Below are 25,120 nucleotides of genomic sequence, written 5' to 3'. Positions count from 1 at the left end.
TGCGAATTCCGGCTCCGCCGGAATTCCGGGGAAACTCCGTTTCCCCGTGCCCGAATTCGCTCCGCGATTCGGGCGGGAAAGGAATTCGCTCCGCGAATTCCTGGGCTGGCTACAGGGTGGGGGTCTCATCGTTTCTTGGCTTTCCCCGAGCGTTTCTGACGATCCGTCAGAACTCAGTATTCCCCGCCGGGTTAGATCTCCCCGCTCCCTGCCTCACCCTGTTCTCGAATAGAGCACGAACATAAACCCGCAACAATCCCCCACGCAAGCACCGCCAAGGTTCTCGTTGCCCCTCAACTCCCCCACACCGCCCCGGTGTCGACGAGCGGCCACACCGGACCCCAACTCCGTACAGCGCGGGAGCGGGCGCCAGAGGGCGCCCAGGAGCGCAGCATGCGGCTTCCGGCCCCTTCCGGGCTCTCTGTCTCTGTGTCGGTCGCGGAGCCTGCGACGCGACCGACAGACACCGAACCGCCCGCCCCGAGCGCGCGCCGCCGGTCGTCTGCTGCCTGCTCTCCTTCTTCTTCCTGCTGCTTCAGAGGTCCGGGGCGCGTGTGAGGGGTTGTCAGAGTGCGTACCAGTCCGGGGAATAGGGGCTGACCTGCTATTTTGTGTGTCGTGGTGGGGTGTCTGGTCTGTGGGATGTTGGGGCAGATGTTTGGCCTGATGGTTGGTCAGGTGCCGGGTCGGATGGTGTGCCGGATGTTGGATTCGGCGTGTTGGGGTTGCCCCAGCCCGCATGACACGTATTATGGAACATGTCGAGGGAGAGAGGGTGGTTCCTCCCCTCCCCGGCATCGCCGAAAGTTCGTCAACAGGAAGGCATCTCCGTGGAAATCGTGATCACGGACGGAACGGTCAAGCAGGCCAAGGACATCGAGACCACCGAGGCTCTTCATGTTCGCGCTATCGCGAACCACCTCCCGCGCCCTGAACTCATCGCAGCGGCGACCATCGTTCACAACCTGGACGAGAACAGCACGGGAATTCGCTTCGAAACCAACGCGGGGCCGGTTCTACTCATGCTGCCGGTTGCTGCCGGATTCGACTTTCACCTGATCCACGAGAGCGAAACCGGTCCGGTCATTCTCCAGACCATCAAGGCCAGCGGTAATGGTCGCATTCTTCCCCCGCGTGTGATCGCGTTCCGCCTCAGTGAGGCGCTGCGGACGCGCGGTCTGAAGTAGCCGTTCCTGCCCGGGGGTCGGGCCTTCCGGCCCCCGGGCATCCCGGAGACCAACCAGAGTGAGGGAGTGATCATGAGTACGCACGTGATGCCGGCCGAGGTTCACGCCGAGCCCCCGAGCGAGGGGGAAGCGGAGCAGATTCAGGCTGCGTTCGACGAGATGTGGCGCAGTGTCGTACGGGCCGGGGGTGTGGTGTCGGCGCGGTCGATGGCTGCGGCGGCACCGGCATTCGAGGCGGGTTGGATCGCGGGGGTGCGGAGCGGTTCAACGGGTCTGGCGTTGCAGGGGGTTCCGTTGCCGTACGGGACGCTGGAGATGGCGTTCATGGCGGTTGAGCGGCCTCTGATGGTGTTCGACCATGTGCGGTACCACGGCTCCTGCGAGGACGCTCACGGGCCGTACGTGGTGTGCGGCATCGTGCAGGAGCCCGGCGAGGAGGGCGGGGTTCGTACGGCGTACGAGCTGGGCCGGTACGAGGCGGGTCAGCTGGTGGTGAAGCTGCACAACGTACGCGCGCAGTCGATCACCGGCGGGTCGGGGCTCTTCGATGTCGGTGTGTGATCCGTGCGGAGAGGGCAGGTTGCCGTGTCTGCGTGACGTGCCGCCGTCGCAGCGCGGTGGGATGTGCTGCCCCGTGCTGAGCGAGAGCGAGCAGTGGGCGCAGTACGAGGCGTACGAGGTCGAGGAGGTCTTTGACGGGTCCTGGTGACTCGCAACGGGCCGACACGGTGGGGCGGTTCGTGGAAATGGGTTGCCCCACACCGTGAATTGAGTATTATGGAACACGTCGGGAGGGGGAGGGTGGTCCCCTCCCCCTCCCGACATCGCCGAACGTTCGTCAACACGAAAGGGGCCCCCTGTGGCTCACGAGATCGAGAAGTTCGCCGACGGCACCGCCGCGTTCGCCAGCGCCCGCAAGAGCGCCTGGCACGGTCTGGGAACGGTCACCACGTCCGCGATGGACGCCGAGGAAGCCATGAGCCTTGCGTCACTGTCCGGGTGGAACGTGCGCAAGGTCGGCCTGACCGCCTCCGAGTTCACCCCGGACGGATTGACCTCCATCGAGGTACCCGAGCACTTCGCGAGCGTGCGCACGCACCCCAAGACCGGCCGCCCCGAGACGCTCGGCGTCGTCGGCAGCGACTACCACCCCGTACAGAACGAGGAGCACGCCGAGTTCCTCAACCTGCTTGCCGACGAGTCCGGCGCGCACTTCGAGACCGCCGGGTCCCTCAAGAACGGCCGTCAGGTGTTCCTGACGATGAAGATGCCCCAGGGCATGACGGTTGGGGGCACCGACCGCACGGACCTGTACATCGCGGCTTTTAACAGCCACGACGGAAGCGCAGCGTTCCGTGTCGTCGTGACCCCGATCCGGGTCGTGTGCGCGAACACCCAGCGGGCCGCGATCAACGGGGCCAAGAGCGCGTACACGGTGCGCCACACCGCCGGGGCGAAGGCCCGGATCGCGCAGGCCCGCCAGGCCCTCGGCCTCACGTTCCAGTACGCGGACGAGTTCGAGAAGGCCGCCGAGCGGATGATCCAAGCGGAGATGACGCTCGCTGAGCTGCGCACCGTGGTGGACAAGGTGTTCCCGATGAAGACCGGCGGGAAGCAGGCACTGGCCAACCGGAACGCGCGCTGGGGCAAGATCTCCCATCTCTTCCAGTACGCGGACACGCAGGCTGGCATCAGGGGCACGCGGTGGGCGGGATACAACGCCATCACCGAGTACGTGAACCACGTCGCCCCCGCGCGCGCCAGGACCGAGGCCGACAAGGCCCGCAACCGCGCCGAGCGGATCATCAACGGCAGCGCCGACGCCTACATGGAGCGGGCCTTCGCGCTCACCACGGTCTGACCGCCACCGGTTCGCAGGGCAGGCCCTGCGAACCGGAGCCGGGCGGCGGGACGTGAGCGCCCCGCCGCCCGGCGGTGCGGGGAGTGTCCCGCCCGCTCTGAGCGCGGAGCGCTCCCCCGTCCGGCCCCGAGCGCGGAGCGCTCGCTCCCCCTCTGCCGCGTAGCGGCAGCGCACCGCGTCTGCGGAGCAGACCGCGCGCAAAGAAAGATCCCGCCACCGGTGCGCACCGTCCCCGCCGGTGCCGTCACAGCAGCCGGCCCCTTGCCCGCACACCGCGCGCCCAGCGCTGCGCCGCCCCGGAACGCCTGATGAGGAGTCACAGACATGACCACCAGCCCGAGCCTGACCATCGACACCCCCACTGGTCCTGTACACGCCACCGCCCACCGTCGCGGGGACGCCGTCCTTTTCGAACTGGGCGGCGCCATGCGCGGCGCCGTGCACGTCACCGGCACCCACCACCCTCACCACTGGGACCAGTTCACCGCCGTGCGCGCCTGTCTCGGCCCCGTCAACGCCTTCCAGACCACCGTCCCCAACGAGGACCAGCCACGGCTTGCCCACAGCCGCACCGGATACCACGGCAGCCTGACCCTCCACACCCCGCAGACCGGTCTGCCCCAGACCTCGACAAGCCCCATCACGTCCGTCGCCGGGCACCCGCCGACCCCCAAGACGGAAGCAACGCTCACCGCCGTTCTGCACGCCTGTGCCGCCCACGTCGGACAGCGTGACGACCTGCCCGCGCTCCTTCAGCTTTCCCGGGAACGCGACACCCCTGCGCTGCTGCGCTTCCTCACCTGGAGCGTTTCTCACCACCGGGCCGAGGCCGCGCGCCTGGAGCGAGAGGCCCGCTCCTCCCTCCCCAAACTCCGCTCAGCCGTGGCCGCCTGGTGGACCGTCGCCCGGTGGTGCATCGCATCACCGCATCCGGTCCTGCTGCTCATGCTGGCCAACCTCCCCGATTCGCTGGCCCGCAACGTCCGTGTGAACGAGTGGTGGGGTTCGTACTGCCTCGACCGGGCTGCCGAGGAACACGACCGCGCCCGGTCCGTACGGTCCGAGGTCGATTCCCTGCGCGCCCAGCAGCAGGTACGCACACCAGCCCGCCGCCACCGCGCCGCGCAGCCCCGCTGCGCCGCAGCCGCCGAGGACTCCCCCATCTGACCAGCCCGCGCCCCCCGGGGGCGGAGCGCTGCCCACGGGGCCGGGCCGCCCCGGGGGCAGCGCGATACGTCCGCGGAGGCGGACCGCGCACCCCAAGAACCCTCCACGTCTTCCCTCTTCAGGAGCCGCACCGATGAGCAGCCACCACCGCGCCACACCGCAATGGATCATCAAAGGGGTCGTTGACGACACCGACACGTGCGAGTGCTGCGGCCGCACGAACCTCAAGCGCGTTGTCGCCCTGATGCCGCTGGACGCGGACGGGAACGAGGAAGGTGACGTGTCGTACTACGGCACCTCCTGCGCAGCCACTGCCCTGCGGTGGACCCACACCCGGGTGGCCAACACGGCGCGCGCTGCGAACGCGCGCGCGAACTCACGCGACGAGTGGGCGCGCTCCGCCATCAGCCGCTACGCCCGGTGGGAGTTCGCCACGGTGCGCGAGCAGGCCGCCGCCTGGTTCAGCTGCAACGCCCACGACTCCGGCCCGGCCAGTGAGCGCATCTACAAACTGCTCGCCGACGCGCGCGCCCAGCTTGCGGACACCACGCTTGGCCCTGCGCGCCCGCACTCCATGGGGGACTTCCGCCCCTTTCTCGTGATCTCCGGCCGTGACGAGCGGGTACTGCTCAGCCTTCCGGTTCCCGCCGACGAGGCCGAGCGGGAGGAACTGCACCGCGCCGCCCGCCGCCGCTTCGGCCGCCCCGGACACCGGCCCTCGACTCTCTACGCCTTGAGCGGCGAAGCGGCCAAGGACGTCTTTTACGCGAACCGCAACCTGGAGCGCTACCACCAGCACCGCCCGAACTTCGGCGCCTACTGACCCGGCCCCGCCGCCCGCCTGCCATTGCCCCAGGAGCCCCGCCGTGTTTATGGACCAGCCCACCGACTGTGCCGATGTCCTGTACGTCAGCGTCCGCCAGGACGCCGACGGCACCGTGACCACCGTCCATCTGCTCGCCGAGGCGCCGGACCCCGACACCTTCCACACCAGCGCCCAGTTCCGCACGACCGTGTGGAGCGCCCCCGCGCCCACCGGCCCCACGACGCGGGCGCCGGGGACCAAGGTGTTGGACCCTGCACACAGCAACGAGTACCGGGACGACGACCGGCGCACGTGGGACACATGGGCAGACCGTGCCCGTGCCTTCCGTGCTCACAGCCCCGGATGGTGCGCGCTGCGCCAGGTCGAGGCCCGGTTGGTCCGGGCTGGAGTCGTCAGCGCCCACACCGGCACGGTTGCCGTGCAGGAGCCGGGGATCACGATCACGCACGGCGGGATCGAGTTCTACGTGTTCCGCAGCTCCACCGGGTGGTGGCGGCTGGCGTGCGACGACCCGGAGGACGGGTGGTCCGTCCTGGCCGACGCGCTCGCCCCGCCCCACGCGTCAACGCGGCAGGTGGCGACCAGGGTTCTGATCCATCTGTCCCCCCACCGCATCGCCCGGGCCAGCCTGCCGCTGCTCGTCCGCCTGCGGATCAGTGCCGCCCGCACGGCCCGGTCTCTCGCCCGCCGGGGGCACCGCAGGACGCGCGCAGCCCGCTCGCGCTGATCACCACGGGACCGCGGCGCCTTCCCGCCGCCCTGCCGGGCCGCTCGACGAGCGGCCCGGTCCTTACCCGAGCGCGTCCTGATGGGCCGCGCGACCACCCGCCCCCTGGAACCTGCCCCGCCCCCGCCCCGAGCACCCTTGCCAAGGAGCCCTCCTATGTCCGTGAACACCACCAGCAGCACGCCCGCCCGGCCCCATGACCAGGCTCTGTCAGCTGCCCAGGAGCGCGCGTTCGACGCTTACGCGAAGATCCTGCGCGTGCTGGGCAACGGCACGCATCATCTGAGCTTCGCCGCGCAGACGGTCGCCGGCGACTACGTGGTGCAGAAGGTCACTGTCACTCTGCGCGTGGGTGACGGTGTCGAACTGGCCTGCCGGCCTGCCGACTTCACTGCGCTGCAGGTGGCGCTCACCGTCGCGCTGGAGGGCAGCACGGTACGCGGTGCCGTGCTGATCGCACACTCCGAGCGGGCTGGTGCCGCAGGCCGTCATCTGGTGGCGTGTGGCTGGCGGCTGCGCGACGGCTGGCTCCACGGCCTCGACATCGCCGACCTAGCGGTGTCTGTACGGCCGTGCCGAGGTGGCGATGCGCCGCCCACCGTCGTACGCCCCGCGCCCGAACTGCCCGCGCCCGCAGTGGAGTAGGCCGCCACCGGTGCTCCTACGGCGCCTGAACGAATCGGCCGCGTACCAGGTCAACGGCAGGGCGACAACTCCGCAGTCCTGAGCCCGAGTTGTTCGGACACCGCGCGCACCGTTCACGAAACAGGGTTGCCCCACACCGTTTGTTGGGTATTATGGAACATACGACATGGCAAGGGGATCCCCGCGCCGCTCCTACCGCCCATCCGCTCACTCCGGGAGACCGCATGAGGAACGCCCGCCCCGTCGCCGCCTACTCGCTCGTTCTTGCCGCTCCCGCCCGCGACGAGCAGCGCGCAGCCGCGCCGGTCGCGTCAATCGGCGAGGCCGCCGCCCGCGCCGCCGACGCACTGTGGCTCAGCGGGCAAGTGACCCGGGAGAGCGCGCAGGCGTTCGCCCGTCTGCTCACCGAGGAGCCGGTGGGCGACACTCTCAGGCACGCGCCGACCGGTTTCCGCGCGCGCATCGAATGGGCCGGACAAGCCTCCGAGCCCGCACCGGGCACGGTCTTGAGGATCACCAAGCCGCGCACGATCGCGTACGGACACCGCCCCGGGGACCGCGCGGAGTCCTGGGAAGTCCGCACCCACGGCGCAACGTCGCTGCGGACCCTCTACCTGCGGTGGCTGCACGACGGCAGCCACGACGGGCCGCGCGAAACGGTGATGTCCGCCAACGGAAGCCTCTTCTCAAGCACGGAAGTCCGCCACCACCGGGCCGGAGACGTCCACGCCCGCACGGTGTACGGCTCGATGCCGCACCTTCACACGGTGGTCGCCCTGCACCAGATCGCGCCGGACGCCCCCACGGACTGCCTCATCCTCCCCTGACCGCGCACACCGTCCCGGGATGCCCGCCTGGACAGGACGGCCCCGGGACGGGCGGACCTCACCCACCGCCAGGCCGCCACCGAACCGTCCGGCCAGCTGCGCCTGCTGACCGAGCAAACCCCCTCATCCCACCGGGAGTTGCCGTGCTGACCACCGTGCTCCGCCTGCTGCACCCCGTCACCCTCGCCATCACCCAAGCACTCACCGAGCAGCCCGAGCTGCCGCCCGAAGCCCGCACCGCAATGCCCACCGCCAGCGGCGAGGAGTGCGAGTCCTACAACCGTGCCCGCAAGGTCCAGGCCGTGACCGTGCACCTGATGCGAAACGGCGCGCACGACCGCCGGGTCGGTGACGCCGAGATCCTCGACGCGGCCTCCGCGCTGGGCTGGCCCACCAGCTCCCCCAAGATGCTGGCCGCTGTACGGGCCGCGCTCGTCGTCCTTCAGCACGACCACGGGATTCACGTCGTCCGGTGACCCCTGGCCGCCACGAGTCACGCGCGCGCCCCGGTCTGCGGCACACCCGCCGCGGACCGGAGCGGTGCCACGACGTCGCCGCAGTCGCTCGTTCCCCGCCCGGGCAGGAGGCCCCGCCATGACCGCACACACCCACACCAGCCCCACCCACTACGCTGGCCAGGCCGTCACCGTCACGGTCACCGGGCTGCCCGAGCAGGCCGCCCAGGCCGTCACCCGCTACACCGACGAACTCACCCACGCACTGGAGACCGACCGGCTCGCCCGGCAACTCGCCCGCAGCCAGGCGTGGCAGATCGCGGAGCAGCAGGCCCGGCTGCAGCTGCATGTCCCGACCGAGGAGGAGCGGTTGGAGCGGGCCCGCCGGGGCGAGCGGGCCGCGCGCCCGGCCGTCGCGGAGATCCGCATCGCCGAGCCGTCGGCCGGAGGCGGCGCGTATCTGCGGCTGTTCGATCGGAAGGGGGGCCAGCAGTTCCTTCTCAGCCTCACCGAGCGCCCGCGCGCAGGCGTGCGGGCCCCGTTCGAGCCGGTCACCGAGCCCCTTGAGCAAGGAGCGATGAGCACTGCACTGGTGGCCACCGCCGACGAGCGGATGGAGGCGGCAGGCTTTCGACGGGCGGCGGGGGCCGCCTGGCAGTCCTGGTCTCGCTCGGGCTGCTGCTCCGGCCAGCCCGCCCCGCGGCACGCCCGCGTACCGGTCGAACCGACAGCCGCCTACCTCGCCTTTGTCGACGCCGCCTACGGACCCGAACCCCAGCTGCCCACGCTGGCCCACGGCTGGAGCATCCGGCGCCGCCAGCGTGGCCGGTGGACGGTCCGTCAGGACGACGCCGAGTACTGGGATCTCACGTGGCAGCCCGTCCTCGGCGGCGCCCGGTGGCGCGTGTGGGACGAGCGCGTACGCCCTCAGCTCCTGGCCACCCACGACACCGCCCCGGACGCGCTCGCGGCGATCGGCGCCCCGCTCACCTGAGCCGCCCGGGCCGGGGTACGGCAGAGCGCCGCCCCGCCCCTCTCCGCCGCATCAGCGTCGCGCTCGCGACAGCGGCGCCGCGCACGCGAAGGCGCACAGCCGTCCCCGCTGCGGCCGGGCAACCGCCCGGCCGCCCTCTTCTCCCGCCCTGCGCGGACCCCGCCGGAAGGACCCACTCGTGAAGGTCATCAGCATCCCCGCCCGCCCGCCGGCCGCCCGATGAGGCGCGACAAGTCGCCCGGTCCCTCCCGGCCGCGCACGACCGTCTCCGCGTATCCCGTGGACCTGCGCTGTCTGGACTGCGGCACACCGAGCACCACGGTGGTGGCCGAGGTCCCACGGGTGAACGGGCCCGTCCGTCAGGTGTTCGCCTGCACGGTCCACGCGGCGCTCCGGCGCGGCGGCAGGCCCCGCACGCCGCGCTGAAGCGCCGCACCCAGGGGTGGGACGTCCCGGGAAAACCGGTGGCCCCACCCCACGAATTAGGTATTATGGAACACGTCGGGAAGGTTGGTTGCCTTCCCGCACGCCGCTGAAGTCCGTCACTCTCACAGGGAGTTCCCATGGCAACCGCCGCACCGACCGCGCCCACCAGCGAGCAGCCCGACGAGTCCGCGAACCTCACCGTCACCCTCCTGGACACCGAACTCATCGTCCGCGACCCGTGCAACGCCCGAGAGAACGACACCGAGCCCGACGAAGCGCTCATCAACTCCGTCAAGGCACTGGGCGTCGAGGAGCCGATCAGTGTCCGACCGCTGGAGGACGGCACCTACGGCGCGTTCAAGGGGTGGCGCCGGGCCCAGGCCGCGCAGATCGCGAACGCGACCGCCGAGGCCGAGCAGCGGCCCGTGCGGCAGATCCGTGCGTATGTGCGGGCCGACCTGGTCGGCCGCGACGAGTGGACCCGGTTCCTGAGCCTGGTGGAGAACGACCACCGCACGGACATGGGCGCCCGCGACCGGCTCAAGGCCGCCGAACTCGCTCTGGTCGGCATGAACGACGTCGAGCGAGCCACCGCCGCCAAGGCGCTCGGGATCGGGCGCGGCGCCGCCAAGAAGATCAGGCAGGCGCAGAAGCTCACCGATGCCGAGCTGCGCCGGGCTGCCGCCGGGGGCATGGACCTGGAGCAGACCGCCCAGTTCGCCGAGGTGGAGGCGATCCCCTCGGCCGAGCGCCGTCTGCTGGCCGCGCTGGCCCGCGACACCGAGGAAGGAGGCGGCGGGCGCGGTCACTGGGACCAGGAAATCGCCCTGCTGCACGCCGAGCTGGCCGACCAGGCCAAGCAGGAGGAGGCGGTGCAGGCCCTCAAGGACGCCGGGATCCCGCTGCTGCGCTCCCCCTCCTACGCGTACAGCGGCGGCAAGGACACCCCGCGCCCGCTCGCGGAGCTGACCACACCGCTCGGGAATCCGGTCACCGAGGAGATGCACAGGTCCTGCCCCGGACACAGTGCCCGCCTCAGCGACGAGCACGAGCCGGTGTGGCACTGCTCCGCGCCGCTGGAGCACGGCCACAAGGTGCGGCCCGAGGCGAAGAAGCCCAAGCAGTCGCTGTCGGAAGCGGAGAAGGCACAGCGGGCGAACACCGTGGCCCGCAACCGCGCGTGGAAGGCCGCGCGGGGACCGAGGCAGGCGTTCGCCGCGCAGATCGGGCGCAGCAGCAAGGCGCTGCCGGAGGCCGCGCGCGTCTTCGCTCAGCGGGCGATGGTGGCGATGCCGTACTTCTACGCCCAGTTCACCGAGAAGTGCTCGGCCAAGGACATCGCGCCCTACCTCGGTCTCAAGGCCGCCACCCACACCGAGCCGCTGGAGATGATCGCGGCCCTGCCCAAGTCCCGTACCGCACATGTGGTGTTCGCGCAGGTCGCCGCCGCGTACGAGTACGCGCTGCGCGAGCCGAAGGCGTGGCAGTCCCTGCCGCTGGACAAGGCGCAGTGGCTGCTGCTCCTCGAAGAACTCGGCCGGGATGCAGCCGGTTCCTACGCCCTGTCCGAGGTCGAGGCGCAGGCGGTCGCCGCGCACCGCCCCGACAAGTCCAAGGCGCCCACGAAGTAGACCCGTGCCCGGCGGGTGGGACCGTGCCGGGCACCGGCCCGCCCATCCGCCCCAACCCGTCGTGCGGGGTGCGGCTCACCGCCGCACCCCGGTGACGACGAGGGGAGATACGCCATGCCGTCCTTCATGTTCGTCTACGGGTGGGGTGCCGACGACGACGTCGCCGGCCTCACCGTCTTTGTCACCGCCCCCGATCCGGAAAGCGCCGAGCACGCCTCGCGCGCTGACGCCGATGCCTACGCCCAGGAGATGGGCGCGGCCTCGTGGGAGGAGTGGGGCGCCTACGCCCTGCCTCCGGCCGAACCCCCGCGCCCGCTGCGCACGTCGTACACCATCCACGAGATCACCGCCGACCCGTTCCCCGTCGGAACCCGGCTCACCGACGCGGGCGGCAACCCGTGCCAGGTCACCGCCCAGCGCGCCGACGGACTGCTGCTGACCGTCACCGGCACCGCCGAGCCGAACATCAGCTACACGCTCACCGTGCCCTACCTGCGCCAGCTCCTTTGCAGCCCCGGCCCCTGGGCTCTCGCCCCGGCCGGGAACGCCTGAGCGGACCGGCACCGGGCGGGCCGCACCCGCAGCGGCCCGCCCGGCCCAACTCCCGCCCCTCCCCGCACCTTTGGAGGAACCCCTCGTGAAGATCACTCAGTATGTGCCGCTCACCGGCGTCACCGTGCGGCAGCTGGTCGCCGCCGACCACTTCAGCGTCCCCCTGCCCACCGGTACAAGTGGTGCCACCCGCTCTCCCTGGCTCCACGTCACCGCCGTCACCCCCAACCGGGTCCTGCCCGGATACGCGACCGTGGCCACCGCCGAGGGCGAGATCACCCTGCCCTACACCGAGCCCGTCACCCCGCACAGCATGTCCCGCACGCTGCCGCTGACCTGTGCCAACTGCCGCACCCTGAGGTGGGTTCACCTCAACCTCGCACACCGCGGCGTGCCCGTCGAGGCCGTCTGCCACGAGTGCGAGGACGCGCACCCGCCCACCGATTCCGGACCGGCCGGGCCGGACAGCGCCGCCCCGTCCCGGCCCTCGGAGCCGTCGGCCACGGGCCCCGTGGACGATGCGGGCACGTGCCCGCGCATCCCGCGGCCGCGCACCACCGGCGATACGCCATGACGATGCGCCCGGACCGTACCCGTCCCGAGGGTGCGGCCATCGTGGACCTCCGGGACGAGCTGAACTGCATCGTCGAGCGCCGCGGTGAACTGCCCGGCGCCGACGTCGTCGCGGCCGTCGAAACCTGGCTGGAGCGCTTCGACTTCACCGAACCAGAGCCGCCGACCGCCCCGGCGCTCGCCGCACCGGCGGCGCTGACCGCGCTCGGCCTGCGCTACCTGCTGGCCGTCGCCGCACGCAACTACGCAACACGAGCGGCGCGCGACAGAGCCATCCGCGAGGAGCTCGGCCTCAGCCCCACCCTCTACTTCCTCCTGCTCAACGCCGCCATCGACCAGGCCGACGCGCTGCGCCTGGCCCCGGTCACCGTCAACCGGCTGCGCCGCATCCGCGAAGCGCAGCGCACCGCCCGCGAGGAAAGGCCCGCACCATGACCAGCCTGTTGCCCGTACTCGTCATCACCGGGCCGCGCGGCGCCGCCGACGCCCTCGACCTGCCGCCGCTGGGCGCCCCGCTCGCCTACGCCACCACCGACACGGTGACCGAGCAGGACTGGTCCGCCGCGCCGATGGTCGTGGTCGACGACCGGCACATCACCCAGCTGCTCGGCCGGCGTCTGCCGAGCCGGGGCGGACGCGTCGTTGCCCTCTACAGCGACCGCGACGACGCCGGCGTCTTCCGTCGCGCCGCCGTCCTTGGCGCCACCGAAGCAGCCCACGTCAGCGACGACATGCTCAAGCTGCACGCGCTCACCCTCGTCTGGACCCAGCAGGTGCAGTGGGAGCACGTCTTCGGGGCCGACGCATGAGGCCATGACGCACCGCACCGTCACCGGACCAACCGAGGTCGACGCTCTCACCCCGCGTCCGGCCGCCCCCGACACCGAGGAGCCCATGCGCGCCCCGGCCCACGTCTGCGGGACGCGGTCACGGTCGCCGACGACCAGGGCACGCCCCACACCGCGGATCTGGTCCGCGGCGCGGTCGGTTGGCCCGAGCGGTCGCCGAACGACCAGGCGCCGCAGCCGAATTCGGAAAACCGCGTGACACCACCCACTAAGTGAGTATTATGGAACATGCAGGGGTGACCGGTGGTCGCCCCTGCCCCCCCCCAACCCACCCACACCGCCAGGGAGGAAGTCATGACCGGACAGACCGCCGCCGTCTTCACCGGACGCGTGCACGGCACCGTGCAGCTGCGCCACACCGAGACCGGCACCCCCGTCGCCCGCTTCTGGCTCCACCACCTCCCCCGCGTCTACGACCACCGCGCCCGCCAGTGGACCGACGGCGCGCTCGTCCCCGTCATCTGCACCGTGCACGGGGCCGCCGCCCGCCACGCCGCCGAGACGCTCACCGACGACGTCCACGTGATGGCCACCGGAGACCTGCGGATCACGCCCAGCCCGCACGCACCCGGCCAGCAGCAGCTCTACCTCGACCACGCCCGCGTCGGCATCGACCTCACCCACCACGTCGCCTACATCGACGCCACCCTGCCCGGCGTCCTGGCCGGACAGCCGCCGGCCCGCGCCGCCGCCTGACACCCCGCCCACGCCCCGCACAACTCCCGGGGAATCCCCCATGGTTGACCCCTATCCCCTCGCCGTCCAAACCGCGGTCCTGCTCCCCGGCGGGCCGTGGGGCGCGGTGCCCGACAGCGACCGTGGCGTCTGCCTCACCCACCATGACGGCCGCCGGATCCGCATCGAGGCCGCCCGCCGCACCGGCTACGTCGTCGTGCACCCCGTCTACCCCGACACCTCCTTCACCCTGACCACCGCCCACCGGCCGGTGACCGAGTTCCGCGGCGACCGCAGCGCACAAGCGCTGGCGCGCGTGATCGTGACCAAACTGCTTCCGGCCTACGACGAGACGTATCCGAAGGTCCTCGCCCGCAACGCGCAGCGCGCCCAGGAGATCGCGGCCGACCGCGCGCGGGCCGACCGCCTCCTCGCGCTGATGCCCGACGCGGGCATCGTCCGCGACGATCCGTCGTTCATCGTCGAGCACGACGGCCCCGACCTGGTCCGCGCGCAGGCGCACCTGCTCTGCAACGGCATCGCCAACGTGACGCTGCGCTATATCGACGCGGCCACCACCGAAGCAGTCCTCGCCGCGTACGCCGCCCACGTCGCGCGCCGCCCCTCCCCCTGATCCACCGCCCGCTCCCCTTGACCGCCTTGCCCGAACGGAGGCCGACCGTGGCCGAGTTGCTGCTGACCCACACCCGCGCCGAAGGCACCCGCCTGACCGGCACCGCCCCCGGCGACGGCGCCGCGCCCGTGCTGCACGCCCTGAGCTTCCGCCTCGCCCGCCGCCGCGGCTTCTGGTTCGTCCCGCGCAGCCGCGGCACCTGCGCCGACGAACGCCTGCTGGCGCGCACCGCCGAAGCCCTGCGCGCCGACGGGCACACCGTGACCGTCACCGTCGACGACGACCAACGCCGTTCGTTCGCCGCGGCCGAGGCCGACCGCACCCAGGCCGCCGCCCGCCGCGCCGAGCGCTACACCCGCTACCGCGACAGCGCGGCCGCCTCCAGCCAGGACCATCTCGCCCAGGCGCGCCGGATGCTGAAGTCGATCCCGCCCGGCCAGCCGATCCTCATCGACCATTACAGCGCGAACCGTGAGATCCGCTTCCGCGAGCGGATGCGCCGCCACTTCGAGACCGGCCACCGGACGCCCAGCGCGCCCGCGAGTGGGCCCGGTGCGCCGAGCTCGCCGGCCACTACACCGCCCACCGCACCCACCCCGGCACCACCCTGCGCCGCATCCAGCGTCTCGAGGCCGAACTCCGCCGCACCGAGTGCCGGCAGAGCACCGAGGTGTCGCGCGCCACAGCCGGGCGGCTCACCCCCGAGGCACTGGTGGACGCGCTCGCCGAGCTCGACCGGCGCCACCACGACCTGACCGACCAGATCGGCTACTGGCAGCACGTCATCGCGGCGGCCGAAGACGGCAGCGCCAAGATCTGGCGCCCCGCCGACTTCACCGCCGGCGACTTCGCCCGCGTGGGCGGGCGCTGGGTCGAAGTCCTGCGCGTCAACACCAAATCCCTCGCCGTCTCGGTCTGCGTCGAGCGCCGCCCCATCGTCACCACCGACCACGCCACCAGCACCGGACGCGTCCCGTACGACAACGTCACCGGCCGCGCCACCCCCGATGAGATCACCCGTCTCACCGCCCCGAAGAAGGGCTGACCATGCCGTCGTTCACCATCCACCCGCACCGAACACCGCTGGATCGTCCCCGCCGGCCCGTCCGGCGCCACCAGCGACGACCTCGAAGCCGCCCTGACCGCGGCCCGGCTCGCCTGGCGCGAGGTAACCAGCCTCCGCCGCGACGCCCCCGTCCCCGGCGACGTCATCCGCGTGCACGTCCGCGACGACGCCGTCGTCCTCGCCTTCGCGGCCGAAGTCCGCCGCGCCGTGTGACCCCCGCCCCTCCCAACCACAACCACCCCCGTTCAGTCGTGGGGCCGCGCCCGCAGCCCCACCGCAAAGGAGCCCCCGTGCACACCGGAACCGAGATCGAGTTCTTCACCGTCGGCCCGCTCCGCTTCACCCCCACCGAAGACCTTCCGCCGCTGCCGGTCGACGAGGCCGCCGTCCGCATCAGCCGCGCCCGCCACATCAGCGCCGGCGACCTGATCCTGGCCGTGGCCGACCCGACCCACGCCGCCGACTACTTCCCTACCCCCGACACCGCCCGCCCCGAGCCCTTCGACCCCGCCTGCGGATGCGGCGTGTGCGACGACATCGAGCCCGCCGACGGCGAACACGTCGTGCTCTCCAACGGCGATCCGTGGAACAGCTGCGACCCCTGGCCCGTCGACCAACTCGCCCTGATCGTCCCCGCCGCTCTCCGGTCCGCGGCCCACCGCACAGACACCCAACCGCACCCGGGCGGCCGCCGATGACCGCCGCCGAGCGCGAGAAGTTCCAGTTCCTCGCCTACCAGTGGGATGTCACTGCCGCACTCGACCTGGCCGCCGCGCGGCCCGTGCGGCACACCGCCACCCAACCGCTGGCTGCGGCGCTGCCGCTGATCCGCATCGACCCCGAGCACGCCGCCCACGCCGACCTGAACCGGCCACTGCTCCTGGTCACCGTCGCCGAACTCGACCACAGCGTCCTCCTCATCGACGGCCGGCACCGCCTCCACCGCGCCCTGCGCGAGGGCCACGACCGGCTGCCCTGCCGCCTCCTCGACGAGCACCACGAGCGTCAGGTGCGCATCCGCGGCCCCCGCACAGCCCGGCCCCACCGCCCGCACTGAGTCCTTCGCCCTGCCCCACGGACAGGGCGAACCTCCCCACCGTCCGGAGAACCCGATGAACGACGCCCCCTCCCACGCCCGCCACAAGCCTGCGGCGCAACACGACCCGCCCGCGCCCTTGCGCCGCCCCCAGCGCACGCTCACCCCCGCAGAACACGAAGTCGTACGCCGCACCGCCCTGCTGAACCTGTAAGGCGCCCTGATCCTCGGGATCGTGCACCCCGTACCCAACCCCTCCCCCATGAGCGAGGCGGAAGGAGCATGGGTGCGCGAACACGTCTGGCCCCGCCACCTCCAGGACCTGGACCACAAGTACCCGTGGGGGTTCGTGCGCTGGTCGACCTGCGAACGGGGAACCTGCCGCAACTGCCTCGCGAGCCGGTGCGACCTGTGCGTGCACCGCCAAAAGGGCGGCCCACACGTCGACGACAACACCGACTGGCTGTACAACCAGCACGGCCGATACATCGCCCGCCACATACCCCGGCCCCGCGGCGAGATCTGCGCCTGGTGGTGCCGGTGCCCGTGCCCCAAAGACGGGCCGCTCACCCCCCATACGAAACCGATCACGCACGTCCCCACCAACAGCACGCGCCGCGCAACGAACAAGAACCCTGCGACACAGGCAGACCGCCCCGCACCCCAGAACACGCTGTTCTGACGCAACACCCAGACCGTCGGACTGCCAGAAGCAAGGAGGGCACCATGTGGAGCGTCTTCACCTGGACAGGCCAGGGCCTCATCGAACTCGCCGTCGCACATGACAAGACCGACGCCGAACGCACCCGCAACGACTACCAGCACCACCCCAAGATCTCCGGCCACGTCTCGATCGCCGTCAGGACAGAGCATCGCCCCCAAGTCACAAGCGGTTGAGCGGGAGAGCGGGCCGCACCGCCCGCTCCCCTGGGCGGTCGTCGCAGACCGCGAACGAACAGCGTCACCACCGCGCTTACAAGAAAGAGATGATGAGCGTGAGTTGGACCAGCAGCCAGTGCACGGCCCCGAACGCAGCCTGGGCCACGTGCCAGGCCTGCGGTACGCCCCGGCCCCCACACCGATCAAAGGGATCCCGAGCCGTGTCTGAAACGAACCCGACCGCCCTGCTGCTCGCCCTGGCCGCCCGAGCCCAAGACACCTACGTCACAGCCGAGTTGAAGCAGCTACTGCGCCGCGCACACAACGCATGGTGCGCCGGCATCGCGCAGGTACGCACCGAGGTGCACCAGCAGTGCCAATCGCTCGACGACGAGGCGCTCCGGGCGCGCTGTGCGGCCGCTGACGTACCGTGGGAGCCGGGCACAGCACGCAGCGAGGCGCTCGGGAACCTGGCGTTCGAGCTGTGGAACAACTCGCCGGCCGCCATCGCCTACACCGAACTCGAGGCCCGCGCCTCACATTTCGGCGTCAGCCTAGTCGCCGAGACCATCGAATGATCCGAGAAGGGGGTGACGACGCCACGGTCCACCCGTGCGAGAGGCACTCAGGGCCGCGGCCGTCAGTCAGCCCGGGGACCGGCCAGGTATGTCCCACGATCCTGAGGTCGAGGTGTAGCCCGTCAGCGAGAAGGTGAGCCTCAAGTACACCCTAACGAGCTCATGCATGGTTGGCGGTGGCGCGTCGAGGCCTGCGGATGCGCTGCCGAGTTCCCATCTGCGGATTGCTCGCCCACACCGGCCTGGTGATGCCGCACCGCCGCCGCAAAGGCGAAGAATTGGCCGACTGGCAGAAGACGCACAACACCTCCCACAAACAGGTCCGCGCCCGCGTCGAGCACGTCTTCGCCCGCATGAAGTGCTGGAAGATCCTGCGGGATTGCCGCCTGAAGGGTGACGGCGTCCATCACGCGATGCTCGGCATTGCCCGTCTGCACAACCTCAACCTCGCCGGATAGACGGCAGGCCCCTCAACGGACAGCCGCACTCCGACCATCACGAAGATCATTTACGGGGCAGCCCTTAGGCGTGCGCAGCGTCGCGCCAGATCAACCGTGGCTGGCGTTGGAGACCTGGGTTGGGCTTTGGTTCCCCCTTCGGCAGTACCACTGCAAGGGCTCGGAAGACCTGCTCCATGGCCGCTTCGTTGTAACCGTCGATGGCCTCGGCGGCACGCAGCCACACCGCGCCGGACTTGAGCTCGATGACCTCACTAAACGCGCTCTTTTTGCGCAGTGCCGCCGCGCCACCCAGAGAATCAGCCAGCTCTCGAGGTACCACGGTCACCCATGAGTAGCCGCGTAGGATTTCCCGCCCCAGCCTGATGGACCGACGTACCCCACGTCGCCCGCCAGCCGTGTCCCGACCGGTGTAGCGCGGATTGAGCAGGTCGTCGCAGATGTGGCCAAAAGTCGGGTCGACGCGATCGGCGACATCTCGGACAACGGCCGCCCAACGGCACGAGGAACTGGCTTCGGAGCTTTCAGGGCCGCTCTCTTCGCGAAGTGGCAGGCTGGAGGTCATTTGCAGCTGGGCAATCGTCGGACGCTCTTCGTCAACTGTGAGGCTGATCCGTATCGTGTTCTCCCCTCCTTCGTCGGGCAGCCCGAGGGAGTTGAGCACGTGCAGGGAGACCGTGGCCTCCACAGGCCTGTTGTTCAGCTCCCGTACAAGCCAGTTGAGCGATTCCGGGGAGAGCGGGCGCGTGGCCATCTTGGCCGACTCTTCAGCCAGGCCCCTCACCGGATTCCAGACGTGCACGTTGCCCCAGGGAGCGCCTGGAGCTCCGTGGGGCTCGTCCCACGTCTGCGGGTTAGTGAACGGTTGGGCCTGCTGGGCACGCATCCACAGGTGGGGGGCCACAACGGAGGCAGCTCCGATAAGCCACTCCGCAGCTGCGGCGATGAAGCGGTCGTCGTCCGCGTGATCGACGTCAAGCATGGCGTTGCGGTAGCGGGAGGTGTCTTGCTGCATGGTGTTCTGCCTTCTCGGTCATGGCGGGCGGAGTGGACCCAGCCGCTCCGCCCGCCATGGCTCGTCCTAACTCATGCCACCAGTGCCCATGCCGATTTCACCATGCCGCCGGCGGCGCCGAAGGAGATGAGGTCGTCTGCGATGCCTACGCCTCCACTACCGACGTCCTCGGCGACGGTGCCAGCCGACAGGGCGAGGGCACCCAGCCCGAGGCCGACTGCCCCGGCGGAGTAATTGTCAAGAGTTGTGGATTGAGTCGTTGATGTCTATCGAGGCTGCTCCCACTCGGTCCGGGTGAGTTCGTACTCGACTTCACCGTGCTCGGAGCCCTCGATCGCCTCCGGCCAGTCCCCGGTGAAGTTCCGGACGAAAGACAGGCCCGATTTCTCCATGACGCGACGGGAGCGGGTGTTGACGGCCATGGTGTTTGCGGTGACCCGCTCGACCCCGAGTTCCGCGAACCCCTTGTGGACCAGGGCCCGGGATCCCTCGGTCGCATAGCCGCGCCCCCATGCCGCTTGGTTCAACCGGTAGCCGAGTTCGACCACGGCGGGGCTGTGCTCCTCCAACGGCCGGAACTCGAACCAGCCCAGGAACGTGCCGGTGATCCTCTCCTGCGCGGCCCAGTAACCGCGGGTCTCCCAGCACGGGTAGTCGTGCAGGAGCCGCGGCAGGGTCCGCGTCTCGATCGACTCCCGACTTGTGGGGCGGCCACCGTTGATGAAGCGCATGACCTCGGGATCGTTGTCCAGGGCGAGCAGGTGGTCGATGTCGGCCGCCGTGAACGCGCGCAGGACGAGCCGGCCGGTCTCCAGGAAGTTGGGCATGCCGCGATCTTCACCACGGGCAGGCCGGGCCTGCCACTGATTTTCCGACCGGCGGCAGGCGGTGGTGTTCATGCCGCGCGGGCCTCGGATGGCTCGACCAGGACGCCCCGCTCGAAGCGGGCGCCGGCCCGGACCAGTGCGACGAGGTGGGGTGCGTTCACGGCCCGCCAGCGTTGCTGGGCTGACTCGATGAGTTTGAAGATCATGGCCAGGGCGGCGGCCCGGCTGCCGGCACCCTTGGTGACCTTGGTCCGCAGGCGCACAGTGGCGAAGGTCGACTCGATCGGGTTCGTGGTCCGCAGGTGGATCCAGTGCTCGGCGGGGAAGTCGAAGAACGCCAACAGGGTGAACCGCACGCTTCCGGTACACCTGACAGTGCTGTAGTGCCTCATCGCAGATGGCTGACTGCCCGGCTGCGTGGCACCGTCGGGGACGGACCGGGCCGCGCGATACTCGTGAAGTCGCCCGGCAGGCTGGACACCCCAACCCCTCCTTTGGCATTATCGAACATGTCGCGCTCGGGTCCGGGTGCGCGCCGCTCGAGGCCGCCTGAAGGGGTTGTGATGTCTGAGGCCGTACGGCTCGTGGACACCGCGCAGATCGTGGACGAGTTCGCCACGAGCAAGCCCCGCGTCAGCGCCTGGTCCAACGATCCCGACAGCGGCTTCCCGCCGGTGCACCACACCGAGGGCCGCAAGAAGTTCTGGGAGCACGACAAGGTCGCCGCGTTCTTCGCCCACCGCGCCAAGCCCGCCCGCACCCTGCCGGCCTCCGTCCTCGAGGCCGACCAGGACGAGCTCCTCACCAAGCGCGAAGTCACCCAGCTTCTCGGGTACAAGTCGACCACGGTCATCGACGGCTACCGCCGCGACCGGCCCGGCTACTTCCCCGAGCCCGACGAGGACATCGACAAGCCGCTGTGGCGGCGCGGCACCGTCGTCGACTGGGTCAAGGCACGTCCCGGCAAGGGCCGGCGCACCGACACACCGGCGCGCCCGGCCGCGCCCCTGCCGGAAGTGGACGTCGACGGCGATCCCGACGAGCTGCTGGGCACCGCACACGCCGCCGCCCTGCTCGGCTACTCCAGCCGGGCCAGCTTCTCCAGCGCTCTGCATCAAGGCCTCGTCCCCCAACTGCCCGAGCCCGACGCCCCGTTCACGCCCGGGCGCGGCGCGAAGAAGCTGTGGCGGCGCTCCACCTTGATCGCAGCCGCGCGCGAGCGCGGCACGCTGCCTCCCTCGCCGGACCAGGATCTGGTCGGCGCCGCGGAAGCAGCGCGGATCCTCGGCTACGCCAGTTCCACCAGCTTCACGAGCGCCCTGTACCACGGGCACCTGCCTGAACTCGCGGAACCCGACGCCCACGAGACCCGGCAGGGCAGCGACGGCCCGCCCCAACAGCGCCGCTGGCACCGCTCCCGCCTCGAGGAGCTCGCACGCCAGCGTGCGAAAGCCCCCGAACCGGAGGGCTAACCTGTGCCGTGACAGACGGGATGAGGGGTACGACGAACACCCCGGCGGCCCGACTGCCACACCGACGGCCGGCCGTGAGGGACTAACCACCCCTCCCCCGCAGAGCCCCGCTCCGCGGGACCGGCCGTCGGCCCTTCCCGCTCCCCTGAGCTGTTCTTGATGGGTGCCCGTCGGCAGCGACGCCTGATGAGGGCAGGGCACGCCGTCAACTCCGTTTGAAATAACAGCATTTGGCAATTATCGCGGCAATTTGCGGCTTATCGTAACGCTATGCGTCCTTTCGTTGCAGTTGAGATTGATGGAGTGCTCGCCCCGTACGGGGACCAGCTGCCCTCGGGGTATGACGTGCACGATGTGGAGTCGGCTGCGTGGCGGGAGTGGGCCGCCATGGTCTACCCCCGGCCGCGCGTCCTGCGGCTCGCTCTCAACCCGGACGTCGGCCGGGCTCTCGCGGACCTCCCGGCGGACCTTGTACTGGTCTCCAGCTACACCGCCGCCGAACTGGAGCCGCTGCTGCCCGCACTCGGCTGGGAGAAGGTGCCGCCACTGGTGCCGATGCGCCACACCGGGCGCATCCATTACATGCGCGTGGACGACCCCGGCCGGTCTCCCGACGCGGAGAACGGCCTGCACTGGCGGGCCGAGGAGGTCATCTCCTGGGCCCGTACCCACGACCGCCCAGTGGCGTGAGTACGCGGCGGAGACCGGCACCAGGCGCAGACCCGCCGCACCACCGCCTATCTGTCCCCGGTTGGACCGCTGCTCGCACACCCCGTCGACCCCGCCGTCGGAGTCACCGCGGCCGACCTGGAGACGCTGCGGATGTGGGCGCAGGAGATGGACACGCTGCCGGATCCGGAGGTGGTGGTGCCTGTGGAGTGCCGGGACTGCGGAAGCCGCGAGACCACCGTGCTCGACGGCCGCCGCGTCGACCGGGTGCACGGCCGGTGCGGATCGTGCTGCGAGTGCTTCTGCCCGGGACCGACGGACGACACGTTCCAGCCGTGCGGCGACCTGGAGAGCGAGCAGTGCACCGCGTGTCGCTGCTGCCTGGTGTGTATGGGCTGCCACTGCCTTGAGTAGGACCGCGTGGTGAGGGTCAGAGATGAGTTCTCACCGAGGTACCACAATGCCCCGGGCCACATCCGGACGCGGCGCCCCCCGGCCCCGCCTGGGCCGCGGTCTTCCTCCTTCCCGCCTCCGCCCGAGCCGGTACGCTGAGTACAGGACAGCGACGGACGTGACATAGGCCAGGAGGAGCGAGGTCATGACGAACCAGCCGCCGGAGTGGAACGTCGACCGCCTCCACGTCGCCCTGCCGCACTCGGCCAACCGCGCCCAGCTCGTCCAGGACGTGAACACCACCCCCGTTGACGAACTCCCGCACGTTCTGGGCGGGTGGGCCCGCGCCGTGGAACAACTGCAGGCCGCCCGGCCTCAGATCGAGGCGGCGCGCGCCCACTTCAAGGAGCACGGCGAGCTGCCGCCCCAGTACGCCGACGCAGCCGACCTGACCGGTGACATCGCGCGGGACGCCGGGCACCGGCGAGGCGCTGCGTGACGTTCCGTCTGCGCTTCCCGCCCGACCAGTACGACGTCTATAAGCAACTCGGTGACGACGCGCGCCGCGACATCGCCGTGTGCCTCGTCGACGCCTTGCAGGATCCGCTGGCGGCCAGCGAGCCGTACGGCGAGGACGACGGCATCGTGCGTACGGTCGCCCGCGGCCGCGCACCGTCGTCATCCTGATCGGCCAGCCGACGAGCACGGTCACTGTGCTCGCGCTCGCGTACGCGGGCTAAGCCACCGCTTTGCCGCTGTGGCTATGTGCGTGGGTCGCGACGTCGTTTCAACGCAGACACCTCACGATGCCAACGCCTCAACTTACGCGGGCGAGTTCGGTTCCGAGCTTCGTCAGGGGCGCTCCACGGATCGCACGAGCCGGAATGCGCCCACAAGGGTCATCGTCAGGCCCGCTCCACTGATAAGCCACGCCATGGTGTCGACGGTTTCGCCAGTCCCCACGACCAGTAAGCGGTCGATCGCGTACCCCAGCGCTACAACGAGCACTCCAGCAGCTACGAGACCCCATGCCTTGGGCTGACGCCCGTGGCAACGGCCGTCGTGTGATTCCGACACCTAGCCGCCTTCCTTGACGCTCTGCCCAGTCTCTACATGCATGTCCCAACGCCCAGGGTTCAAAGACAGGTTCTGACATGATCTCCGTCATGAGCGTTCCACCGGGCCGGTACCGCGTCGTCGTCGCCTTCGCCGACCGCGACGCAAAGACCGGCTGGTGGGACGAACCAGCCGTCGCCGCCAAGAAGTCCGGCGACTGGATCGGCCTGTACGGGAAGACGGACGTCCGCGTTGAGCTGTACGACACGGCGAACGAGACCGTCATCGATGCATGGCCGGACGACACATCCGTCGATGCCTCTGCTCCCGGAGAGTAGGGGCGACCCGAGGCCGCTGACCCATGGTCGGCCTCGCCGTATCCCGCGCATTCGGCGCCACCGGCAGCCGCAGGTCTCGCTCCGCTTCGTGTTCGGCCGATCCGGTCCTGCGGCATAGGGTGTGGCCGCGGTGCGGGTCCGACGAGCCACATACTTACGGCCCGCGCCGCGCACTCCCGTCGATCAGCTCACGATGAGGCAACTGTGTTCGGACCTGATCTGCCACCGGCCTCCGAGCCGATGACCTTCGAGGCGTTCCTCGCCCGCTGGCCCACGGGCGCCTGGAAGACCGAGATGATCGACGGCGTCGTGTACTTCTACGGCGAGTTCGACGAGCGGGACGTGCAGGTCGCCGAGCGCGCCTATCCGGGGCGCCGTGCGCTCATCAATCGGGCCAACGACCTTGAGCTTCATCCCGGCGGCACCGCGCGGTTGCGCTCCGTACTGGAGGTCGACAGCGCCGCGAGCACCGACAACTCGGCCGGAGGGCCGGACGTCTGAGCGGCGGGGCCTGCCCTCGTGACGGCGCGGCCACGTCAGGTCAGCGTGAGGGGCGGTCGCACACCCGGGGCCGACCCTCACCGCGCCCAGAGCATCCCGGCGCACTGCCTCTTTACGGCACGCAGCCCGCTTCCACCAGTTCCAGCAGGCCCAGGATCAAGGGGTGTGCGCGTTCGGCTCCTGGCGCCGGCTCGTCCTGGGCGGTCTCCCACACCGCGTGAGCCACGGCGTCGTGGAAAGCGGCGGAGTAGAGGGTTTCGAACGGCGTGTACACGGTCGGCAACTCGCCTTTCGCCGCCATGATCACGTCGATGTCGAGTCCGGGAACACATGCGGACAGCACCAGCACTTCGTCGCAGAACAGGAACGTGAGGCGGTGTTCGACCACCAGCAGGAGTTCGTCTGCCGAGATGCCGACGTCCTCGTGGTTGATCTCGATCAGATGCCGGTGATCGGGTTGGCTCAGCACGGGGTCGTCCGACACGGCCGAGCCCCACCGCCAGCAGGGACAGGGCACTGCGGTCACGGTGCCTTCGGGCCACCCGGGCAGCATGTCTCCGGGCAACAAGTCCGCTGCCGGCCGCTGCTCCAGGACCTCCGCGTCGTCGGCGACGTGCAGCCGCAGCATGTCTGCGACAAGCGTGCGCCACGGGGCTGCGGGCAGCTCGCCGCGCACCCGCCGCAGATCATCGACGCGCTCCACGTCAGGGACGAGGTAATAGGTGCCGGGATACCGGTCGGCCAGGCCGGCGAAGAACTCTCCCTCGGCCGTCAGCATCGAACTGCCGTCCGCGCAACGCCCGG

The 25,120-nt window shown here is 70.6% G+C and carries 36 protein-coding genes and 2 pseudogenes; 34 read left to right on the top strand and 4 right to left on the bottom strand.

The window, feature by feature from the left end; genetic code table 11:
- The first annotated feature begins 830 nt into the window (after positions 1-830).
- The 27 genes and pseudogenes from V2W30_RS41430 to V2W30_RS41300 form a co-directional block, all read left to right on the top strand.
- A complete protein-coding gene (locus V2W30_RS41430) occupies positions 831-1,187 on the top strand; it encodes a hypothetical protein (protein WP_338704388.1) in 357 nt (118 codons plus the stop codon).
- A 72-nt stretch (positions 1,188-1,259) separates the two neighbouring features.
- Positions 1,260-1,748 (top strand): hypothetical protein, encoded by a 489-nt coding sequence (locus tag V2W30_RS41425; protein WP_338704387.1) that lies wholly within the window; start codon positions 1,260-1,262, stop codon positions 1,746-1,748.
- Between the two features lie 19 nt (positions 1,749-1,767).
- The gene (locus V2W30_RS41420) at positions 1,768-1,896 is read left to right on the top strand and encodes a hypothetical protein (protein ID WP_338704386.1); all 129 of its coding nucleotides are present in this window, start codon (positions 1,768-1,770) and stop codon (positions 1,894-1,896) included.
- Positions 1,897-2,046: 150 nt separating this feature from the next.
- Positions 2,047-3,048: a DUF932 domain-containing protein gene (locus V2W30_RS41415; RefSeq protein ID WP_338704385.1), complete on the top strand. Its 1,002-nt coding sequence runs from the start codon at positions 2,047-2,049 to the stop codon at positions 3,046-3,048.
- Positions 3,049-3,372: 324 nt separating this feature from the next.
- Positions 3,373-4,215, top strand: a complete 843-nt coding sequence (locus V2W30_RS41410) for a hypothetical protein (protein WP_338704384.1) — start codon at positions 3,373-3,375, stop codon at positions 4,213-4,215.
- 133 nt (positions 4,216-4,348) lie between these two features.
- Positions 4,349-5,038, top strand: coding sequence for a hypothetical protein (locus V2W30_RS41405; protein ID WP_338704383.1), 690 nt, complete (start codon positions 4,349-4,351; stop codon positions 5,036-5,038).
- A 49-nt stretch (positions 5,039-5,087) separates the two neighbouring features.
- Positions 5,088-5,768 (top strand): hypothetical protein, encoded by a 681-nt coding sequence (locus tag V2W30_RS41400; protein WP_338704382.1) that lies wholly within the window; start codon positions 5,088-5,090, stop codon positions 5,766-5,768.
- A gap of 162 nt (positions 5,769-5,930) precedes the next feature.
- Complete coding sequence (locus tag V2W30_RS41395; protein WP_338704381.1) at positions 5,931-6,413, top strand: hypothetical protein; 483 nt, start codon at positions 5,931-5,933, stop codon at positions 6,411-6,413.
- A 224-nt stretch (positions 6,414-6,637) separates the two neighbouring features.
- Entirely contained in the window at positions 6,638-7,240 is a 603-nt protein-coding gene (locus V2W30_RS41390) for a hypothetical protein (protein ID WP_338704380.1), read from the top strand.
- A gap of 143 nt (positions 7,241-7,383) precedes the next feature.
- Positions 7,384-7,716 carry a hypothetical protein gene (locus V2W30_RS41385; protein WP_338704379.1) on the top strand — a complete coding sequence of 111 codons (333 nt, stop codon included), beginning with the start codon at positions 7,384-7,386 and terminating at the stop codon, positions 7,714-7,716.
- A gap of 118 nt (positions 7,717-7,834) precedes the next feature.
- Positions 7,835-8,689 (top strand): hypothetical protein, encoded by an 855-nt coding sequence (locus V2W30_RS41380; protein ID WP_338704378.1) that lies wholly within the window; start codon positions 7,835-7,837, stop codon positions 8,687-8,689.
- A 563-nt stretch (positions 8,690-9,252) separates the two neighbouring features.
- Positions 9,253-10,746: a ParB/RepB/Spo0J family partition protein gene (locus V2W30_RS41375; RefSeq protein ID WP_338704377.1), complete on the top strand. Its 1,494-nt coding sequence runs from the start codon at positions 9,253-9,255 to the stop codon at positions 10,744-10,746.
- A gap of 114 nt (positions 10,747-10,860) precedes the next feature.
- The gene (locus tag V2W30_RS41370) at positions 10,861-11,298 is read left to right on the top strand and encodes a hypothetical protein (RefSeq protein ID WP_338704376.1); all 438 of its coding nucleotides are present in this window, start codon (positions 10,861-10,863) and stop codon (positions 11,296-11,298) included.
- A gap of 85 nt (positions 11,299-11,383) precedes the next feature.
- Positions 11,384-11,872, top strand: coding sequence for a hypothetical protein (locus tag V2W30_RS41365; protein ID WP_338704375.1), 489 nt, complete (start codon positions 11,384-11,386; stop codon positions 11,870-11,872).
- Positions 11,827-12,306: a DUF3263 domain-containing protein gene (locus V2W30_RS41360; RefSeq protein ID WP_338704374.1), complete on the top strand. Its 480-nt coding sequence runs from the start codon at positions 11,827-11,829 to the stop codon at positions 12,304-12,306. Before V2W30_RS41365 ends, V2W30_RS41360 begins: the two co-directional genes overlap by 46 nt.
- Positions 12,303-12,680: a hypothetical protein gene (locus tag V2W30_RS41355; RefSeq protein WP_338704373.1), complete on the top strand. Its 378-nt coding sequence runs from the start codon at positions 12,303-12,305 to the stop codon at positions 12,678-12,680. The genes V2W30_RS41360 and V2W30_RS41355 overlap by 4 nt, the downstream gene beginning before the upstream one ends.
- 333 nt (positions 12,681-13,013) lie before the next feature.
- Positions 13,014-13,415, top strand: coding sequence for a single-stranded DNA-binding protein (locus V2W30_RS41350; protein WP_338704372.1), 402 nt, complete (start codon positions 13,014-13,016; stop codon positions 13,413-13,415).
- A gap of 40 nt (positions 13,416-13,455) precedes the next feature.
- Complete coding sequence (locus V2W30_RS41345; protein ID WP_338704371.1) at positions 13,456-14,028, top strand: hypothetical protein; 573 nt, start codon at positions 13,456-13,458, stop codon at positions 14,026-14,028.
- Between the two features lie 47 nt (positions 14,029-14,075).
- Positions 14,076-14,783, top strand: coding sequence for a DUF3560 domain-containing protein (locus V2W30_RS41340; RefSeq protein ID WP_338704369.1), 708 nt, complete (start codon positions 14,076-14,078; stop codon positions 14,781-14,783).
- On the top strand, positions 14,741-15,073 hold the full coding sequence (locus V2W30_RS41335) for a hypothetical protein (RefSeq protein ID WP_338704367.1): 333 nt from the start codon (positions 14,741-14,743) through the stop codon (positions 15,071-15,073). The genes V2W30_RS41340 and V2W30_RS41335 overlap by 43 nt, the downstream gene beginning before the upstream one ends.
- A 311-nt stretch (positions 15,074-15,384) precedes the next feature.
- Positions 15,385-15,792 (top strand): hypothetical protein, encoded by a 408-nt coding sequence (locus tag V2W30_RS41330; RefSeq protein WP_338704366.1) that lies wholly within the window; start codon positions 15,385-15,387, stop codon positions 15,790-15,792.
- A complete protein-coding gene (locus V2W30_RS41325; RefSeq protein WP_338704364.1) occupies positions 15,789-16,151 on the top strand; it encodes a hypothetical protein in 363 nt (120 codons plus the stop codon). The genes V2W30_RS41330 and V2W30_RS41325 overlap by 4 nt, the downstream gene beginning before the upstream one ends.
- 55 nt (positions 16,152-16,206) lie before the next feature.
- Positions 16,207-16,344 (top strand): hypothetical protein, encoded by a 138-nt coding sequence (locus V2W30_RS41320; protein ID WP_338704363.1) that lies wholly within the window; start codon positions 16,207-16,209, stop codon positions 16,342-16,344.
- A 21-nt stretch (positions 16,345-16,365) separates the two neighbouring features.
- Positions 16,366-16,812, top strand: coding sequence for a DUF6248 family natural product biosynthesis protein (locus tag V2W30_RS41315; protein WP_338704362.1), 447 nt, complete (start codon positions 16,366-16,368; stop codon positions 16,810-16,812).
- A 44-nt stretch (positions 16,813-16,856) separates the two neighbouring features.
- Positions 16,857-17,027, top strand: a complete 171-nt coding sequence (locus tag V2W30_RS41310) for a hypothetical protein (protein WP_338704360.1) — start codon at positions 16,857-16,859, stop codon at positions 17,025-17,027.
- Between the two features lie 203 nt (positions 17,028-17,230).
- Positions 17,231-17,587, top strand: coding sequence for a hypothetical protein (locus V2W30_RS41305; protein WP_338704359.1), 357 nt, complete (start codon positions 17,231-17,233; stop codon positions 17,585-17,587).
- A gap of 236 nt (positions 17,588-17,823) precedes the next feature.
- Positions 17,824-18,045 (top strand): annotated as a pseudogene (locus V2W30_RS41300) (transposase family protein); the annotation flags it as partial.
- Between the two features lie 64 nt (positions 18,046-18,109).
- On the opposite strand, the gene V2W30_RS41295 reads toward V2W30_RS41300, so the two are convergent.
- The 3 genes and pseudogenes from V2W30_RS41295 to V2W30_RS41285 all read right to left on the bottom strand — a co-directional run.
- A complete protein-coding gene (locus V2W30_RS41295; RefSeq protein ID WP_338704358.1) occupies positions 18,110-19,060 on the bottom strand; it encodes a hypothetical protein in 951 nt (316 codons plus the stop codon).
- A 266-nt stretch (positions 19,061-19,326) separates the two neighbouring features.
- Entirely contained in the window at positions 19,327-19,887 is a 561-nt protein-coding gene (locus tag V2W30_RS41290; RefSeq protein WP_338704355.1) for a GNAT family N-acetyltransferase, read from the bottom strand.
- A gap of 68 nt (positions 19,888-19,955) precedes the next feature.
- A pseudogene (locus V2W30_RS41285) lies at positions 19,956-20,231 on the bottom strand (transposase); the annotation flags it as partial.
- Positions 20,232-20,450: 219 nt separating this feature from the next.
- Here V2W30_RS41285 and V2W30_RS41280 point away from each other — a divergent pair.
- The 7 genes from V2W30_RS41280 (at position 20,451) to V2W30_RS41250 (ending at position 24,316) form a co-directional block, all read left to right on the top strand.
- A complete protein-coding gene (locus V2W30_RS41280; RefSeq protein ID WP_338704354.1) occupies positions 20,451-21,359 on the top strand; it encodes a hypothetical protein in 909 nt (302 codons plus the stop codon).
- A gap of 270 nt (positions 21,360-21,629) precedes the next feature.
- Positions 21,630-22,049 carry a hypothetical protein gene (locus V2W30_RS41275; RefSeq protein WP_338704353.1) on the top strand — a complete coding sequence of 140 codons (420 nt, stop codon included), beginning with the start codon at positions 21,630-21,632 and terminating at the stop codon, positions 22,047-22,049.
- A gap of 147 nt (positions 22,050-22,196) precedes the next feature.
- The gene (locus V2W30_RS41270) at positions 22,197-22,442 is read left to right on the top strand and encodes a hypothetical protein (protein WP_338704352.1); all 246 of its coding nucleotides are present in this window, start codon (positions 22,197-22,199) and stop codon (positions 22,440-22,442) included.
- A gap of 184 nt (positions 22,443-22,626) precedes the next feature.
- Positions 22,627-22,920: a hypothetical protein gene (locus V2W30_RS41265; protein ID WP_338704351.1), complete on the top strand. Its 294-nt coding sequence runs from the start codon at positions 22,627-22,629 to the stop codon at positions 22,918-22,920.
- Positions 22,917-23,108, top strand: coding sequence for a hypothetical protein (locus V2W30_RS41260; protein ID WP_338704350.1), 192 nt, complete (start codon positions 22,917-22,919; stop codon positions 23,106-23,108). The genes V2W30_RS41265 and V2W30_RS41260 overlap by 4 nt, the downstream gene beginning before the upstream one ends.
- A gap of 479 nt (positions 23,109-23,587) precedes the next feature.
- Positions 23,588-23,815 (top strand): hypothetical protein, encoded by a 228-nt coding sequence (locus V2W30_RS41255; protein WP_338704349.1) that lies wholly within the window; start codon positions 23,588-23,590, stop codon positions 23,813-23,815.
- Between the two features lie 204 nt (positions 23,816-24,019).
- Positions 24,020-24,316: a hypothetical protein gene (locus tag V2W30_RS41250; protein ID WP_338704348.1), complete on the top strand. Its 297-nt coding sequence runs from the start codon at positions 24,020-24,022 to the stop codon at positions 24,314-24,316.
- 112 nt (positions 24,317-24,428) lie between these two features.
- Here V2W30_RS41250 and V2W30_RS41245 read toward each other — a convergent pair whose 3' ends face one another.
- Positions 24,429-25,094: a hypothetical protein gene (locus V2W30_RS41245; protein WP_338704346.1), complete on the bottom strand. Its 666-nt coding sequence runs from the start codon at positions 25,092-25,094 to the stop codon at positions 24,429-24,431.
- Positions 25,095-25,120: the final 26 nt, after the last annotated feature.

This window comes from Streptomyces sp. Q6, from assembly GCF_036967205.1.
Classification (GTDB): domain Bacteria; phylum Actinomycetota; class Actinomycetes; order Streptomycetales; family Streptomycetaceae; genus Streptomyces; species Streptomyces citrinus.
This window is presented reverse-complemented; position numbering and strand designations above follow the sequence as displayed.

Bases quoted from the DNA above. Each gene is read 5' to 3' on its own strand.
- V2W30_RS41370 (WP_338704376.1), top strand. From the start codon at position 10,861: ATGCCGTCCTTCATGTTCGTCTACGGGTGGGGTGCCGACGACGACGTC.
- V2W30_RS41345 (WP_338704371.1), top strand. From the start codon at position 13,456: ATGGTTGACCCCTATCCCCTCGCCGTCCAAACCGCGGTCCTGCTCCCC.
- V2W30_RS41390 (WP_338704380.1), top strand. From the start codon at position 6,638: ATGAGGAACGCCCGCCCCGTCGCCGCCTACTCGCTCGTTCTTGCCGCT.
- V2W30_RS41325 (WP_338704364.1), top strand. From the start codon at position 15,789: ATGACCGCCGCCGAGCGCGAGAAGTTCCAGTTCCTCGCCTACCAGTGG.
- V2W30_RS41380 (WP_338704378.1), top strand. From the start codon at position 7,835: ATGACCGCACACACCCACACCAGCCCCACCCACTACGCTGGCCAGGCC.
- V2W30_RS41255 (WP_338704349.1), top strand. From the start codon at position 23,588: ATGAGCGTTCCACCGGGCCGGTACCGCGTCGTCGTCGCCTTCGCCGAC.
- V2W30_RS41320 (WP_338704363.1), top strand. From the start codon at position 16,207: ATGAACGACGCCCCCTCCCACGCCCGCCACAAGCCTGCGGCGCAACAC.
- V2W30_RS41270 (WP_338704352.1), top strand. From the start codon at position 22,197: ATGGACACGCTGCCGGATCCGGAGGTGGTGGTGCCTGTGGAGTGCCGG.
- V2W30_RS41405 (WP_338704383.1), top strand. From the start codon at position 4,349: ATGAGCAGCCACCACCGCGCCACACCGCAATGGATCATCAAAGGGGTC.
- V2W30_RS41295 (WP_338704358.1), bottom strand. From the start codon at position 19,060: ATGCAGCAAGACACCTCCCGCTACCGCAACGCCATGCTTGACGTCGAT.
- V2W30_RS41265 (WP_338704351.1), top strand. From the start codon at position 22,627: ATGACGAACCAGCCGCCGGAGTGGAACGTCGACCGCCTCCACGTCGCC.
- V2W30_RS41280 (WP_338704354.1), top strand. From the start codon at position 20,451: ATGTCTGAGGCCGTACGGCTCGTGGACACCGCGCAGATCGTGGACGAG.
- V2W30_RS41245 (WP_338704346.1), bottom strand. From the start codon at position 25,094: ATGCTGACGGCCGAGGGAGAGTTCTTCGCCGGCCTGGCCGACCGGTAT.
- V2W30_RS41275 (WP_338704353.1), top strand. From the start codon at position 21,630: ATGCGTCCTTTCGTTGCAGTTGAGATTGATGGAGTGCTCGCCCCGTAC.
- V2W30_RS41350 (WP_338704372.1), top strand. From the start codon at position 13,014: ATGACCGGACAGACCGCCGCCGTCTTCACCGGACGCGTGCACGGCACC.
- V2W30_RS41355 (WP_338704373.1), top strand. From the start codon at position 12,303: ATGACCAGCCTGTTGCCCGTACTCGTCATCACCGGGCCGCGCGGCGCC.
- V2W30_RS41425 (WP_338704387.1), top strand. From the start codon at position 1,260: ATGAGTACGCACGTGATGCCGGCCGAGGTTCACGCCGAGCCCCCGAGC.
- V2W30_RS41400 (WP_338704382.1), top strand. From the start codon at position 5,088: ATGGACCAGCCCACCGACTGTGCCGATGTCCTGTACGTCAGCGTCCGC.
- V2W30_RS41290 (WP_338704355.1), bottom strand. From the start codon at position 19,887: ATGCCCAACTTCCTGGAGACCGGCCGGCTCGTCCTGCGCGCGTTCACG.
- V2W30_RS41310 (WP_338704360.1), top strand. From the start codon at position 16,857: ATGTGGAGCGTCTTCACCTGGACAGGCCAGGGCCTCATCGAACTCGCC.
- V2W30_RS41410 (WP_338704384.1), top strand. From the start codon at position 3,373: ATGACCACCAGCCCGAGCCTGACCATCGACACCCCCACTGGTCCTGTA.
- V2W30_RS41375 (WP_338704377.1), top strand. From the start codon at position 9,253: ATGGCAACCGCCGCACCGACCGCGCCCACCAGCGAGCAGCCCGACGAG.